Raw genomic sequence first — 13,440 nt, forward strand, 5'->3', positions numbered from 1 at the left:
CTGCTTCAACTTAATAAAAACCACTTAAGCATTTGATAAACAGTAAATTAAAGCCTTTTATTTGTTTGAAATTAATCAAAAAACAGCCCTCTTAATACTCATTCTCAATGACTTATATCTCAAAATCACTCAGAAATAAAATAATAACCTTTAAATAAAGCGGGACGAAATGCAAAACCACTTAATGCTCTTAGTGGTGTATAAGATATTATATTGCCGGTTGAGACAAAGCTTGAAACAACTCTTAACTGACCGTTTTCAAATTTAAATTTTAGCTGCTCATCGAGCGCGTAAACTCGACTGCTAACACCGCAATTAAAAGTGATGGCAGGTTCAAATTTATGGGTCAGCGTATCCATTTCGTTTATGGGTAATAGCTTACTCATAAGCATGCCATCAATATTAACCGCATACTTATTCAAAAAATCCTCTGCCGCAGTGCAAGACAAGGAAAAGCTTAATAGTATAAATGATAGTGTTTTCATTCGATCTCCCTATCGTTCTTTGTCGCTAAAGTTGCGGTCTGTAATAGACGGGCCCTCAACTGTAATTTATCCGTTTGATTCACTTGTTTTAAAGTCTTTATAATACAGTAAAAGCAAAGGTTAATTTACAATCGATATATTTAAGCATGCGATTGACTATCACAGGTATATCAAAGCATTTAGTACCTGAATCCGAGCTAACCGATACAAATATATCACAGTCTTCAATATTAACTCTTTGTCGGACATAATAGTCACTAATGTCGTCGAAGTTAGTGTCTGTTAAGGGTACACAAACAACATAAACATTATTTTCAACATTTTTATCGCACAATGAGCCTAGTATCTCTCGCTCGAGTGTAAAAGCTTGCATCTTATCTAATCGATTGAACCTGAAGCTTATTGAAGCCCTAGTCTTTGAATTTTCCACCAAACTCTCTATTTTGTATAACGCCAAATAATCAGCGAAGTAATGTAAGCTAAATAATACAACGAAGTTAAATAACGTCGCCAGTGCTATGAAGTGATAGTAAACGGGTTAAGTATTCTAGACCTGTAAATGACCTAAATTTCTTTTTTCATTACGCCTGCGAACTCAAGACCACCTTCAAGTTCACGAAAATCTACGTTAACCAGTTCCCAACCAGCACTGCCAAGTGTATTGAGATAACTTTCAACATCTTCTCGTTTTCTCCCTTTAAACAGTCCTGCTGTCTCAACATCTCTGGTATCTACTATTTTATATTTGTACTGTTTCATCAATTTTATCCTCAAAATAATTCAATAATGCCGGCCTCAAACTTAACTAAGGAGGTTTATTACCCGCCCTTAAATTGTTGCTTATAAATTCTATATTTTATTTAAAGATACGCCATCCCTTAAAACTGATTGCCATTGGGTAAGTTGATTTAATTTATAGCTTCTCTCGATAATATTTGTGTCTCTATCAAGCTTTACTACATAAGGAACAGCACGCCCTTCGTTTCCAAAATAACGTTTCTGCAAGGCCATTGTGCCCTCACTAGCTATCCACACTTTACCCGTAAAACCAGTTTTAATTAACATGCGGTTAATTTCATCAATATCTTCATCCAAGGCAACAGCTAATAAATTAATGGGTAATTGCTTATTAGCGGTCACTTTCTCTAGCGTCATTAAAGATTTGTAGCAAGGAGTGCACCACGAAGCAAAAAAATAAATAACGGTATCGTTCCCCTTAAGTTCATCAAAAGAATGACGACTTCCTTGAAGGTCTATTAAATCTATTCTTTGAATGGGCTTGTTTACAACAGATGTAAAAGATGGCGATAAAAAGCCCAGGTAGTTTGCCCCAGCAAAGCCAATAAAAAATAATATAGGTAAAGAAATTAACATCCATTTTTTCAACGTCGTACTCCAATGTTTATTTAGCGCTGCTTAACTAGTCTTATTTGTCATCAGCCTGATAAGTGAATAAACCAATGAGTGCTTCACTCACGAAAATAACACCATACTGAATAACAACAACAAACATAAATCCAATACCTGCTTGAGCAGAAGGCGTTATGCCAAATAATAATACTGCGCATAATAGTGAAACAATAACGCCAGCTATCGCCCTACACCCTATTAACAAAGGGCTACTATAAGCGGCTCGATTTGCAAGCAAAAATACCAGCAGGTAAGGGAGCAAAATAAAAATAGCTTCCCAAAAACCAAACCCCCAATATTTATAAGTAACCGCTATTAAACTAATTAACGATAAGGCTTTACTATATTTATAAAGATTCAATTTAATCATTTGCATTCCTTTGCTCATCCGCTCTCAGTAGAGAGTAATATTATCATTGGCAAAATGCCAAATTAGTAGCACAGCTATTTGCGTTATTGCCTGCCCTTTTAAATTTATTATCGTTAAGTTTAACTAGTTTACTTTAGGTTTTCTCAAGAATACTGTTAAGTTCAGCCCTTAAACGTATTAGAGAGTCTAAGTGATTGTTTGAAGATTTTACCCCTCCATATTCAGCTTGTCTAGATTGAGAAAATTTAACAATATTTAAGGCCATGTCTATTTTCTCAACTAAAGCAGCACCCTCTTCAGGTATCGGTTTTATCCACTGTAATGAAGTTGATAGATCTTCAGTCCCTTTTTTAGATAATAATTTTATTAATTCACACGCGTTCATATAATACCTTTACTGATTATGCCCATTTATAGGCAATTAATATCTAGCTAAAATATTGAGGAGATTATAATAACTATTTTTTGTTTAACTAAGCCTATAAGTCCCAAACCAACAAAAGTTAATAAAAGACCTATTGCTGTGATCAGATACACACATTTCCCTTGGCAGCCAATAGTCAATTCACTGTTAAGTATACCTTTTAGCTAAAGATTAACGTTAAAGCAATAATGAGCATAGTAAGCCCAACAATAAATTCTAGCACTTGCCATGACTTTGGTTGTTGAAATAGCGGGGCTAAAAATCTTGCTCCATAACCCAAACTAAAAAAGAAAGTGAATGAAGCTGAAATTGCCCCTAAGGTAAATTCAATTTGCTTTCCCTCATATTGTGTTGAAATACTCCCTAAAAGCACCATAGTATCGAGGTAAACATGAGGATTTAACCATGTAAAAGCAAGACAGATAGCAATCGTTTTTAAAACTGAATGCTGTACTTTAGCTTCTGGTGTTAAGACATGACGTTGACTGAATGCTGACTTAAAACTCAGTGTAGAATAAACAAGAAGAAACAAAGCACCGCCATAACGGGCATACGTTTCAATAAAAGGATACTCATTTACAATAGCGCCAAACCCTGCAACACCCAATGAAATTAAAATAGCGTCAGAAATAGCACAAATAGTACAAATTAATAAAACATGTTGTTTTTTAATTCCCTGCTTCAAAACAAAAGCATTCTGAGAACCTATTGCAAGGATAAGAGAGAGGCTAAGAAAAAATCCTGCGAAAAAAGTTGTCATATAAATTATCTTTTCTAGTTGAATAAAAATCAAACACTACGATTAACCCTTTATACAGGGGGCAATAAAATAGCTTTTGTTAGCAGCTAAGTAAACTTTAAAGTTTACGAATGCCACTGTGCGGCTATTAGGCACATAGCGTGTTGAGATACTTGCTTTAACCCGAAGGCTTTGTTCTTGTATAGATTAAATATTTTTTTCAGATAGCACTCATTGTAAAATCATTTTCATGATGTGAGTTTATTTTCATGTAAAACTTGCTGAATATAAGGCCACTTTTTCTTAGTGTATTCATCCCTATCGTCTTTATAAGTAATGGCTAATTCTTGTTTTAAATTTGCGTATCCGTTAGCGATAACTGAGTTTGAACGTAATAAATTTCTGAACCTTAAACGTTCATTCCAGAGTGGGCTTTCAAACGGCACCAAATGTAAGTGATGTGTGCGAAATTCATCTGAAGGTTTGCAAAACCAATGCATAACTTCAGGCTTATAAGGCCAATATTTATAACCGTTTTGGACAAGCGCTATAATAGCAGGTTGAGCGAGTTCCAAAGACTTAACACCAAACATTATATCTATTATCGGTTTAGCAATCATGCCCGGAACAGCAGTACTACCTACATGTTCAACAGAACCATAAAGCCAATCACCTGCAACAGCTATTAGGCGTTTTTTTTCTGCTGCAAATTTATCATCCCAAGATGGATTATACGCTTCTAGAACGATTGCGGCTTGACTGATATTTTGTAGTTCCTTTGTCATTAAACCTCACCAAGTGCGAAATCACAGTCGATTATTATATTAAGTGCAGTGAAAAAATTGGGGGTAAATGTTATCAATTATGCGATTGGTTATCTTTCATTACAAACCATTTTCTACCATGGTTTTAATTTTGATCGCCTTAACGAAATGATCTAATCTGTGAGTCTGTATCCACCATGTTGCAACTTCCATAAGTAGTTCAGGTGTTTCATTTTTATTAGCAAAAAAGGCATAAAATGATAGTCCAACGTTGTCACCATTACTCGCTATTTTTTTATTACAAACGTTGATAATTTTTAATCGTAACTCTGCTTTCATTGTTTACTCATCGCCTTTAAATTTACCATTAACCCACAGATCTATAAGGTATATTAACGGCTTTATCTTTTATAAACATCAATCTATGCAAATACCTGATGAGTCAGTTAACGTTTCTATTTTAGATTCAATTAACAGAAACTATGCAAAGCACTTAACATTAATTTGAGTGATTTTAGTGACTTGACCACGGCATTGTTAAGTCTTTATCTCTTGAAGATGGTTATATAAATGCATGACATGTGCTATTTCATACTCCGCTTTCGATAGCTCACCGTAGGCAAAATGCGGCGCAAGAATCCCCTGATAACGGCTAAAGTTGAGCAGAGATTGTTTTAAACGAATGAGTGCGTGTGTTGAGTCTAGATGTTTAATAATAATTGGAGCACTTGGAATAGGCTCTCCTAAGTCATGTGTCATCTTACCCTTAGATGCAAAAATCGAGAATGCGAGTTGACCAACCGTACTCTTAAATAAATTCGATTTATGTTCTGGAAATTCAGACATTGAAAACTCTACACTTTGTGCGCAATGGCTAAATATTTGATATGGGTTCCATTCGCCTTGGTGGATAAGACTTTCATCAGATAAATCATCTAGCTTTTTTAAAGCCATCTCTACGGTAAGGCTATTTTTATTGCCCTCTTTAATCAGGGTAAATGCGCCTGCACCTACTCCTAAAATAACTCCGCCACCTACCAGTGAAGCTTTAACAAACTGTCTACGTTTCATTTCAAATCCTTAAAAACTATTCTCCCAATAGGAGGCTAAGTTTAGTGAACTAAAGGTTATTGACCGTCCTAGACAAAAAAGCACAGCTAAAATTTGCCCGACTTGAATGACTTATGTTGGCACTGTTATAAGAGTTATTATTTAAATCGACTTTAAAGTAAAAACATTAAGTATCGTTCGACTTTCTCTCTTGTTCCATTTTAGCCATTCTAATATTTAATTCTATAAGAGACTTTTGAATATCCATTAACACAGGATTAGATTTAGAATGGTTCCTTATTTCTTCTTCACGAAAGCCGAGTCTGGAATCAAGGTAACCAATAATCAACGACAACAAAACGAAAGTGAACAATATAATAGGCACTGCAATCATTGGACTTGTAAAGACAAATTCAGTGACAAAATTATCACCTAGTGATTTAATAAAAACGAAAATTATCAGGAGGAATTGTACATATCCAATATACATTTTCGACCTATCTATGTAGACCTTCCATCGAATCAAAGTTTTTTTGTTAAGTCGTGAAATCAAGTAAACTCCTAGGGGTATGACGCCACATTAAGCGTCAGAATATCAGGTAAAGTATTAGGACGAAGCAAACGATATTTCTTTGCAAGGATATGTGAATACCCCTTACTGAGAAATTATTGATACCGCATCACCCTGGCATTTTGGGCTGCCCAGCAATTATTAATAAGATCTACAGGTGAAGTCCAGCGAACATAATCCCATTTTACTGCGCTAAAGTTACCACAAAAAAGAACTCAAACAAGCAGGAAATCATTTAATTAGCACCGTGAGTAAATATAACCTCCGCTAAGCGACTAAGCGCAGTTTACTAGCGCTAGCAAAAGGCTACTTTAGCTTTAATTAGCTAGTGTGATTTTCTTGTGAGATAAAGTTTTTTTCCATAATGTCTATAATAACAGCCTCTGACAGTTCATTTAGTGCGTATTCAGCCGACGAATAAATATCACCTTCTTTGCTACCCAATGCTATTTCTATAGTATCAGGCTTCTCATCATGGATGAGTACAACGATCTTCTTGTTCTGGGCTATGCAATCAATGGTAATCGCATCAGCTTTCATGCCTTGGTTACGTAGGTTTTTATCCATTATGCCCATCAATGTATCAACATTATCAAATTAGTTGTAGAACGAGTCATTCGCCTTAGCGACAATCTCTGATACCTTTTTTAGTGTACTTTTCATTTTATTAACCTCAACAAAGATAATATAAATACCCTACCCAAGAATAAGTAATTATTAGCTATATTTATAAGAAATGGCGCGAATCAAATGTGAACGCTCATTGTAAACGTGTTGAATACCGATTAACCCTCTAATTTAATAAGATATTTATGCCTATTAAAATCAAAGTGACACCACCCAAGAATTCAGCCTTACTTTCTAACCAAGTACCCGTTTTAGCGCCAATTAACACGCCCAACCAACTGAAGAAAAAAGTCATGCTACCAATAATAAAGCAAGCGACGAATGGATTTACAGCTAAAATGGTAAAAGTAAAGCCAGCTGCCATGGCATCAATACTGGTAGCGATGGCAAGTATTAGCATAACGCGATGAGTTACTTTTACAATATCATCTTCTATGCCTTCAGAAAAAGATTCATAAATCATTTTAACACCTATGAGCAAAAGCAATAAAAAGGCTAGCCATGTAGCATAAGACTCCATCCAACCTAGTATTCCTCGTCCTCCAAGATAACCCAATAAAGGCATCACCCCTTGAAATAGCCCAAAATATACTGCTGACATTAATGCCAAAGGCGTAACCTTGCTATTGTGTTTTGCCCCTAAGCCAATTGATACTGCAAAAGCGTCCATACTCAATGCCACAGCTAAAATTAATACTTCATTCATTAAGCAATTCGACCGTTAAATAAAAAAACATAAAAAAAACAACACCAAATTAAAAGTAAATTACAGATAAAGGAATGTTGACTAGAATAAAAGATACACTGTTTTGTTGGTTGTTATAGAGTTCAAGGTCCGAGCCTTAAAACGATAGTTGTAAAAAAGCCACCTAATCGACTAATTAGACCAATAAAACCTGCTAGGTATCTTACTAAGCACTCATTTCACCATCTAGCGTAGAGAGAATAAATGCTAAGGTTATTATAGATCTGATGGCTGCCCTAAGTCACATTTTTTACACTTTAATAGGTGGCCTAACAACGAATCGCGTCCCTTTTCTGTTATTACCCAAGGGCGACTTATAAAAGGAGGGTTATGTCTGACATGCTGAAAGTGACCACATTTTAATTCAGCGACCCAATCATCTTCTTCATCTTTATGATAACCGACAATAGATTGATTCATTAATACCTATCACAATTTGTTTAGAGGTGAAAAATAATCGTTAAATAACAGAGTAAAAAACAACGACCAAGGACTCATCCAAGTTTTAAATATAATATCAAATAAATTTTATTTGCTTAGTATATCTAAAGCTAAAATTCCCCACATAAATAATACCGCTAAAAAATTTATATTAAATACACTGCCTCTCAGGCGAATGTTTGTTGAAACTATCTGAACAATACTATGCACCACACGTCCGATAACAAACATCCAAGCAGCCCATAAATATGCGCTTTGATATAAATCGGGCCGCGCAATTAAAATGATACAGATAACATAAAATAATACCGGCCATTCAAATTGATTTGAGAGATTAGCGCTAGTGCTTTTCTCTAAGTTAAAAAAGGGATGACAATCATCTTGATTTTCAACAGTACCCCAAATATTTGGAGCACGTATTATTGTTAGTAATACATACAGAATGACTACCCATAAAACATAAGATAATAATGGTGCAAATAAAGCGTATTCATTGATAACTGTCATATTTTAAAATTCACCTAGCGCCTTCTAAAAGACTAATAATGCTTAGCTAAAATATCGAGGAATAAAAAAGCCAATGGTTTGTTATATATAAAAAATAAAATTTTACGTTATTAGTTTGCGGCTACCGGCTTAGAAAAGAAAACAAAAGGGATCGCTAATGGACCAACAAGCAGTGCAGCTAGCAACCATAATGTTTTATTAGCATTACGGTATTTAGCTACATAAAAACACAAAACCATACTGATTAAACTTATAATAAATAAGATGACCATTATTATTCACTCCAATCTATAAATAAAGACACTAAAATTAAACAGACGATTATAGAGACAAATAATGTTCCATTAAAAAGCAAGTTATTGATGGTAAAATAGTCGATGAAGGAGTAAATAGCTAACGGTTATTTTTATACTTGGTATTTTATTATATTTTAATTGTTTAGATAAGCCACTAACACAATGGATAGCACATAAAAGGATATTCCTAACAGACAGATTAAATTGATTTTTTTAGACTTTATCTTCTTAAAAGAAGCAAAATCATGAAATTCTATTTTAAACTGACCCAAGGTCAGTATTTTTAGAATCAAGCCGCCAGTCGTATAAAAAATAAATCCAAATATAGTCTCAATTAATAACCAAACAAATATATCTATAACGAAACTCATAAGTCTTACTCCTAAAAAAATATTCCATGAGTTACTGATTTTTCATGGTATGTCTGGCAAAAAAACAAAAAAACAACGTTTATCTGTCAATAATGTAGCTTACTTATTGATGACATATTCTTTAACATCAAATGATTCAACTAACGAAAACATCTTACTATTTAAGCCAAAGTCACAAAAATCATCTAATGCTATTTGGTCTTGCCATTTTTCAAATATGTTAACTTGGTTAAATTAAATGGGAACATGTTCTTTTTAGCATAACTTGTTAGGCCGTCACCTGACAAAAATATACTTTTGTTCGAAATTAATAAGCGTTTAAACATGTCTAGTAATTATCAAAACACACCAAGAGTAACAAATGAATACCAAAAATTTCACCACTATATTTTTAATTGGCATTTTTTCTAGTATTGCCTTTATTGTAATCCAACCTTTATTTGGAATGCTTACGTTAACTTCGAGACACGCATCAGCATATATAAACTTAGGTAATTATAATGAAACTACCGCCATTGCATTATCATGGCTTGTGCATAGTAGCGTGTCTGTGTTCTATACGTTTATTGCTAGCCTTATTTATAACTTTAACGCTTCATATCTAGTAAGTGTTGCGCAAGTAATAATTTTAGGATGGCTAACAACACTTTCAGCAACCCCTGCCAATGAATGGGTTGTAAAACTAATAACTACAGGACAATTTACATCAATAACGTCTTTATCTGAGTTGAACACTGAAATTGGCCCTAAATTGTGGCTTCATATTTTATTTTTTGCATTCGTATTTACCGGACTGGGACTTACTAGATTAATCAGTTCACCCAAAATATCCGTTTAAACAATTTATAAGCTCACTGCATATGAAGCTTGAATTAATTTTTCAGCTTCTTTAATAGTCAAGTTTGATGATTTACAAATGACATAACCATTAACTTGAGAGATGATATATTTAGGGGGAAGGTCTCTGGGAATATGTTCAAACTCTCTTTCTACAAGCTCAATTGCGGTAAAACCAGCGGTACCACATAACTGCGTAGCTCTACGATTAAAGATTTTATGAGCAGCCTTATGGTCACTCCATGGGGCAAAATTTGTTTTTGCTACAATAGAATAAAGCCCTTTCTGAAGCTTATTGTCAGAAAATCCACCACCTAAGGCATTTGGCCCATTATTTAAATTATGATTGGACACAGTACAACCACTTAACAAAAAGACTAATACAACACACTTTGAAATTTCCAATATCATTCCTTTAATATATAACGCCCTATAACAAGCAAAAATTTATTAGCTAAAATGCTCAACGACCTCAGATAAGCGAGCTATGTTGCATTTATACCAATGCTAGAATAATTAATAACCTAACCTTCACTCAAAAAAACATTACAATTAAACTGCTTTTAAGGGTAACTTAAATAAGGTGTACAAATTATTTTTTAGATCCACAGGCAATAAAGGCGATATAATATTAAGTATGGAACCACTTAAGTGATCCGATAAAATAGAGTCGTGGATCATTTTTAGTCTTAAAAATTTGAGCACGTTTAGCGTTTTTATACTGCCATGTTTTATCATTACTTTGCGTGAAAGCGCTTTCCATAGTTATTAAGTCATCTGAGTGAGCTAAAAAATAGTTAATCCCCCATTTGAAAGACTTATTATATGCCCCTCTAAATCACACCACCGGCTTTCAAAATAATAGCCGTTACTGCCAGCAAAAACGCCCCTGAATAAACCATTTTCCCAGAATATGCGGCTTTGTCCCAATTCATAGCACAATAAACTAATGAAAGAGGAAAGCACAAAAATACAGACCAACCAAATAAGTGCTGTTTATTTCCCAAAGCTACAATAGCAGCAAAAATCGAACCTATAACCAATAGCATTAACCCTATGGACCCAGTTAATAACGCCACTACTATAATGTTTTGAACCATACTTAACTCACACCTGTATTTACGATAAAAATGGAGAAATAATACCACGTTAAGAGCTAAATCTGTTAGGCACAAACAACAGCCAACTGTTATTTAGTGGTGCATTAATGCCTTGTAATGTAACTATGCTATATTGATGAAAAATAACTAATAGCTAACTCTATTGCCTTCTTGGTAATTACCGATTAGGAGGAGGCATCCACAAAGCTAATCCTGTGTATATAATAACAATGATCCCTCCAGTCAATAGTGCGGTGAGTAAAAAAGCGATTCTAACTTTATAGGGATTAATCCCCTGATATGCAGCTATTCCACCAGCAACTCCTGCTAGTATGTTTTTTTCTGATTTAGGAAGCTTACCAAAATCCATTTATATACTCCTAGTTATATAACGCCAAGCTAAGTGGCGATAAATTGTTGGCCAAAATAAGCGGGGCACGAGAAGGCCAACTGTTTTTAATCTGTGTTTAATAGCTTATGTTGTTACAAGCCGAAAAATATCCAGTGACTTTTAGACCTTTCCTTAAGGTTTGAATCCGTTTGTAGTACCGAAGAAATTTGAGAACACTCAAATGTTAATTCAGATTGCCCTTTAATAGCTGCAATTATATTAGGGTAAATCACCAGTACATTTTCTATTACAACCGAATTTAATAATTTAATATTAACAATTGAAGCATCCTGCTTGACCTCTTTGAAGGGACCATCCCTTTCGATTATTTGTATGGATATTTCAAATTTAGCCAACGCCTAACCTTCCTTTACAACATAACGCCCCATTAAGAGCCAACTGTTATTAATCCTGCTTGAATGCCTTGTATGGACCATTTTTGATCGACTTTATCTGCTTTCTTTCGGCCTCAGTTAATACATTATACCAGCGAGGATAGGACCAACCATAACCCCATCTAAATGACGTAGGAAAATATGGGCTTCCTCCCACTCGCACACCTGCTAACATTAGCTTGGCAATTTGTGGCTCGCCAGTTTTTGAAACACACTGATGAAGTTCTTTATCTGCAACCAACCTCTCTTCATAAGTTCCACCTTGCCAATAAGCATAATCGTGAGCAGTGCAGCAAGATAACCATAGCTCTTTATGATCAAATGTACCGTCAGGGAAAGAACTGCACCCATCTGATGTGAAAGGTTTAATATTTTCAGCTTTAACTGTCACTGAAAAAAGTAGGAGGATGAAAACAAAAACTATACGCATACACTTTCCATGATTAACACAAACGCCTAATTAACAGGCAAAAAATTGGTTGGCTAAAATAGCGATGATGGAACAAATAGCCAAGTGTTTTTTGTCCGACTTGAGTGGCTTCGGTATTTAGAACACCCAACCTGCAACTATTGATAAATCTTTTACATCATGGCTAAAAGAACCACTTACATCATTGACAGCATAGCTTTCATTTACAGATAATAGTGAGTACTCAATGCCAAGATATAAATCTTCTGAAAACTTATATTCTACGCCTAATGAATAATATAAATCATTTCCACTTCCATCACTAACTGGTGGAGGGCTAAAGTTTGTAAGTTTTGTTGGCGTATAGTTTTTATATGACCAGTGAGCAAGTCCAACCCGAGCATTAACAGTAAAGTTAGTGACTAACTCTATTTCACCTTTTATTCCAAACCTAATAGATTCAATTTCAATAGGTATAATTGCTTCTGCGGTATAGTCATGCTCAGAACCTAAACAGCAATCTCCGCCAGAAGGTGTACCTGTGATCGAAGTAGGATAATAAACTGTAAATTCATTAACCACACTTCCATGATCATGTTTAGCAAGTTCAATTGAAACATTATCGAAAAATTTAACACCGAATCTAAACCCAAATGAACTATCATTCAAAGTTGCAGAATAGTTCTCATTTGAAAATTTTGGATTTAAGAACGATTTAATTTCATGTTGGGATTTACCGATAAGTATTTCTGATACGAAAACTGTTTCCCCTAAAGCAAATAACGGGAATAAAGTTAAAATCATTCCAATAATATTTTTTTTCATTTACATCCTTTAAAATAAATACAAACTCTGAACTAGAGAAAGACTTAACGCCCTACTAACAGGCAAAAATTGTTTGCTAAAATGTTGAGGAACGAACAACAGCCAGCTGTTATTTGAACGTCTTATTATGATGCTGGTTCTGAAACCTCTACAGTTTGATTTTTAAGCTTATGATAACTAAATGTTCCTCTTACCCCACCAATGAGGATCACAATAAATAAAATCGCTAAGAAAGGTACTGACGGGTTAGTTATAAACATATCAACTTGTTCGATAATATAAAAAATTAAACCAAACGTTGCTGCGAATCGGCTTAGTTTCCAAATACCAAATGCAATAAGTATAAAAATAAATGAATCGACAAATGCCCAAGCATCAATTCCTAAAATTGGATCGTTATACATACCATATAAGGCAAATGCGGCTGTAACTGTAGCAACAAATAATGCTACGAACATAGAACCTTTGGTAGCAGCTTTGGCAGACTCTATTGTTGATACATCAGGCCAGTAGAAATTGTCTTTTTTAGTATCACTCATGCTTAAATACTCCTTGCAGCATAGACACAATGACTCCCCACAAGGTGCTAGCCTCTAAATGTGGGTTAGTTTTACAAACCAGAGCCATAATATATGTGTCAACATTATCAAACAGAGGCTAGCATGATAAAACATAACATACTT

At 34.5% G+C, this 13,440-nt stretch carries 24 protein-coding genes; 1 reads left to right on the top strand and 23 read right to left on the bottom strand.

The window, feature by feature from the left end; translation table 11 throughout:
* Positions 1-125: 125 nt before the first annotated feature.
* From H4J57_RS10025 to H4J57_RS10100, 16 genes are all read right to left on the bottom strand, one after another.
* Positions 126-485 (bottom strand): hypothetical protein, encoded by a 360-nt coding sequence (locus H4J57_RS10025; protein ID WP_182242698.1) that lies wholly within the window; start codon positions 483-485, stop codon positions 126-128.
* Between the two features lie 97 nt (positions 486-582).
* Positions 583-858, bottom strand: a complete 276-nt coding sequence (locus H4J57_RS10030; protein ID WP_182222628.1) for a hypothetical protein — start codon at positions 856-858, stop codon at positions 583-585.
* A 191-nt stretch (positions 859-1,049) separates the two neighbouring features.
* Positions 1,050-1,244: a DUF4177 domain-containing protein gene (locus tag H4J57_RS10035; protein ID WP_070376757.1), complete on the bottom strand. Its 195-nt coding sequence runs from the start codon at positions 1,242-1,244 to the stop codon at positions 1,050-1,052.
* Positions 1,245-1,334: 90 nt separating this feature from the next.
* On the bottom strand, positions 1,335-1,871 hold the full coding sequence (locus H4J57_RS10040; protein ID WP_182215886.1) for a TlpA disulfide reductase family protein: 537 nt from the start codon (positions 1,869-1,871) through the stop codon (positions 1,335-1,337).
* Between the two features lie 40 nt (positions 1,872-1,911).
* A complete protein-coding gene (locus H4J57_RS10045; RefSeq protein WP_070376755.1) occupies positions 1,912-2,265 on the bottom strand; it encodes a hypothetical protein in 354 nt (117 codons plus the stop codon).
* A gap of 133 nt (positions 2,266-2,398) precedes the next feature.
* A complete protein-coding gene (locus H4J57_RS10050; RefSeq protein ID WP_182222630.1) occupies positions 2,399-2,650 on the bottom strand; it encodes a hypothetical protein in 252 nt (83 codons plus the stop codon).
* 199 nt (positions 2,651-2,849) lie between these two features.
* On the bottom strand, positions 2,850-3,449 hold the full coding sequence (locus H4J57_RS10055; RefSeq protein WP_182242699.1) for a LysE/ArgO family amino acid transporter: 600 nt from the start codon (positions 3,447-3,449) through the stop codon (positions 2,850-2,852).
* A gap of 227 nt (positions 3,450-3,676) precedes the next feature.
* Positions 3,677-4,213 (bottom strand): GrpB family protein, encoded by a 537-nt coding sequence (locus H4J57_RS10060; RefSeq protein ID WP_182222631.1) that lies wholly within the window; start codon positions 4,211-4,213, stop codon positions 3,677-3,679.
* Positions 4,214-4,312: 99 nt separating this feature from the next.
* Positions 4,313-4,531 (bottom strand): DUF6500 family protein, encoded by a 219-nt coding sequence (locus H4J57_RS10065; RefSeq protein ID WP_182172128.1) that lies wholly within the window; start codon positions 4,529-4,531, stop codon positions 4,313-4,315.
* A 198-nt stretch (positions 4,532-4,729) separates the two neighbouring features.
* A complete protein-coding gene (locus tag H4J57_RS10070; RefSeq protein ID WP_182242701.1) occupies positions 4,730-5,263 on the bottom strand; it encodes a DUF1569 domain-containing protein in 534 nt (177 codons plus the stop codon).
* Positions 5,264-5,429: 166 nt separating this feature from the next.
* Positions 5,430-5,627, bottom strand: coding sequence for a hypothetical protein (locus tag H4J57_RS20060; protein ID WP_259364962.1), 198 nt, complete (start codon positions 5,625-5,627; stop codon positions 5,430-5,432).
* Positions 5,628-6,134: 507 nt separating this feature from the next.
* Entirely contained in the window at positions 6,135-6,380 is a 246-nt protein-coding gene (locus H4J57_RS10080; protein ID WP_259366837.1) for a hypothetical protein, read from the bottom strand.
* A gap of 226 nt (positions 6,381-6,606) precedes the next feature.
* Positions 6,607-7,146: a manganese efflux pump MntP family protein gene (locus tag H4J57_RS10085; RefSeq protein WP_070376747.1), complete on the bottom strand. Its 540-nt coding sequence runs from the start codon at positions 7,144-7,146 to the stop codon at positions 6,607-6,609.
* Positions 7,147-7,401: 255 nt separating this feature from the next.
* Positions 7,402-7,605: a DUF3565 domain-containing protein gene (locus H4J57_RS10090; protein ID WP_182218411.1), complete on the bottom strand. Its 204-nt coding sequence runs from the start codon at positions 7,603-7,605 to the stop codon at positions 7,402-7,404.
* Between the two features lie 108 nt (positions 7,606-7,713).
* Positions 7,714-8,133 (bottom strand): MAPEG family protein, encoded by a 420-nt coding sequence (locus tag H4J57_RS10095; protein WP_182242703.1) that lies wholly within the window; start codon positions 8,131-8,133, stop codon positions 7,714-7,716.
* Positions 8,134-8,243: 110 nt separating this feature from the next.
* The gene (locus tag H4J57_RS10100) at positions 8,244-8,405 is read right to left on the bottom strand and encodes a hypothetical protein (RefSeq protein ID WP_182242705.1); all 162 of its coding nucleotides are present in this window, start codon (positions 8,403-8,405) and stop codon (positions 8,244-8,246) included.
* A gap of 756 nt (positions 8,406-9,161) precedes the next feature.
* Between H4J57_RS10100 and H4J57_RS10105 the strand changes: the two genes are divergently transcribed.
* Positions 9,162-9,638 carry a hypothetical protein gene (locus H4J57_RS10105; RefSeq protein WP_182242707.1) on the top strand — a complete coding sequence of 159 codons (477 nt, stop codon included), beginning with the start codon at positions 9,162-9,164 and terminating at the stop codon, positions 9,636-9,638.
* A 5-nt stretch (positions 9,639-9,643) separates the two neighbouring features.
* Here the strand turns inward: H4J57_RS10105 and H4J57_RS10110 are convergent, their stop codons facing one another.
* From H4J57_RS10110 to H4J57_RS10140, 7 genes are all read right to left on the bottom strand, one after another.
* Positions 9,644-10,042: a hypothetical protein gene (locus tag H4J57_RS10110; RefSeq protein WP_182218404.1), complete on the bottom strand. Its 399-nt coding sequence runs from the start codon at positions 10,040-10,042 to the stop codon at positions 9,644-9,646.
* A gap of 428 nt (positions 10,043-10,470) precedes the next feature.
* Entirely contained in the window at positions 10,471-10,737 is a 267-nt protein-coding gene (locus H4J57_RS10115; RefSeq protein WP_182218402.1) for a hypothetical protein, read from the bottom strand.
* Between the two features lie 178 nt (positions 10,738-10,915).
* Complete coding sequence (locus H4J57_RS10120; protein WP_182242709.1) at positions 10,916-11,107, bottom strand: PspC domain-containing protein; 192 nt, start codon at positions 11,105-11,107, stop codon at positions 10,916-10,918.
* Between the two features lie 113 nt (positions 11,108-11,220).
* Complete coding sequence (locus H4J57_RS10125; RefSeq protein ID WP_182242711.1) at positions 11,221-11,484, bottom strand: hypothetical protein; 264 nt, start codon at positions 11,482-11,484, stop codon at positions 11,221-11,223.
* A gap of 49 nt (positions 11,485-11,533) precedes the next feature.
* Positions 11,534-11,953, bottom strand: coding sequence for a hypothetical protein (locus H4J57_RS10130; RefSeq protein WP_182218397.1), 420 nt, complete (start codon positions 11,951-11,953; stop codon positions 11,534-11,536).
* Between the two features lie 117 nt (positions 11,954-12,070).
* Entirely contained in the window at positions 12,071-12,757 is a 687-nt protein-coding gene (locus H4J57_RS10135) for an outer membrane beta-barrel protein (protein ID WP_182242713.1), read from the bottom strand.
* Between the two features lie 125 nt (positions 12,758-12,882).
* Entirely contained in the window at positions 12,883-13,296 is a 414-nt protein-coding gene (locus H4J57_RS10140; RefSeq protein ID WP_182242715.1) for a hypothetical protein, read from the bottom strand.
* Positions 13,297-13,440: the final 144 nt, after the last annotated feature.

It is taken from the genome of Colwellia sp. BRX8-7, assembly GCF_014077275.1.
Classification (GTDB): Bacteria; Pseudomonadota; Gammaproteobacteria; order Enterobacterales; family Alteromonadaceae; genus Colwellia_A.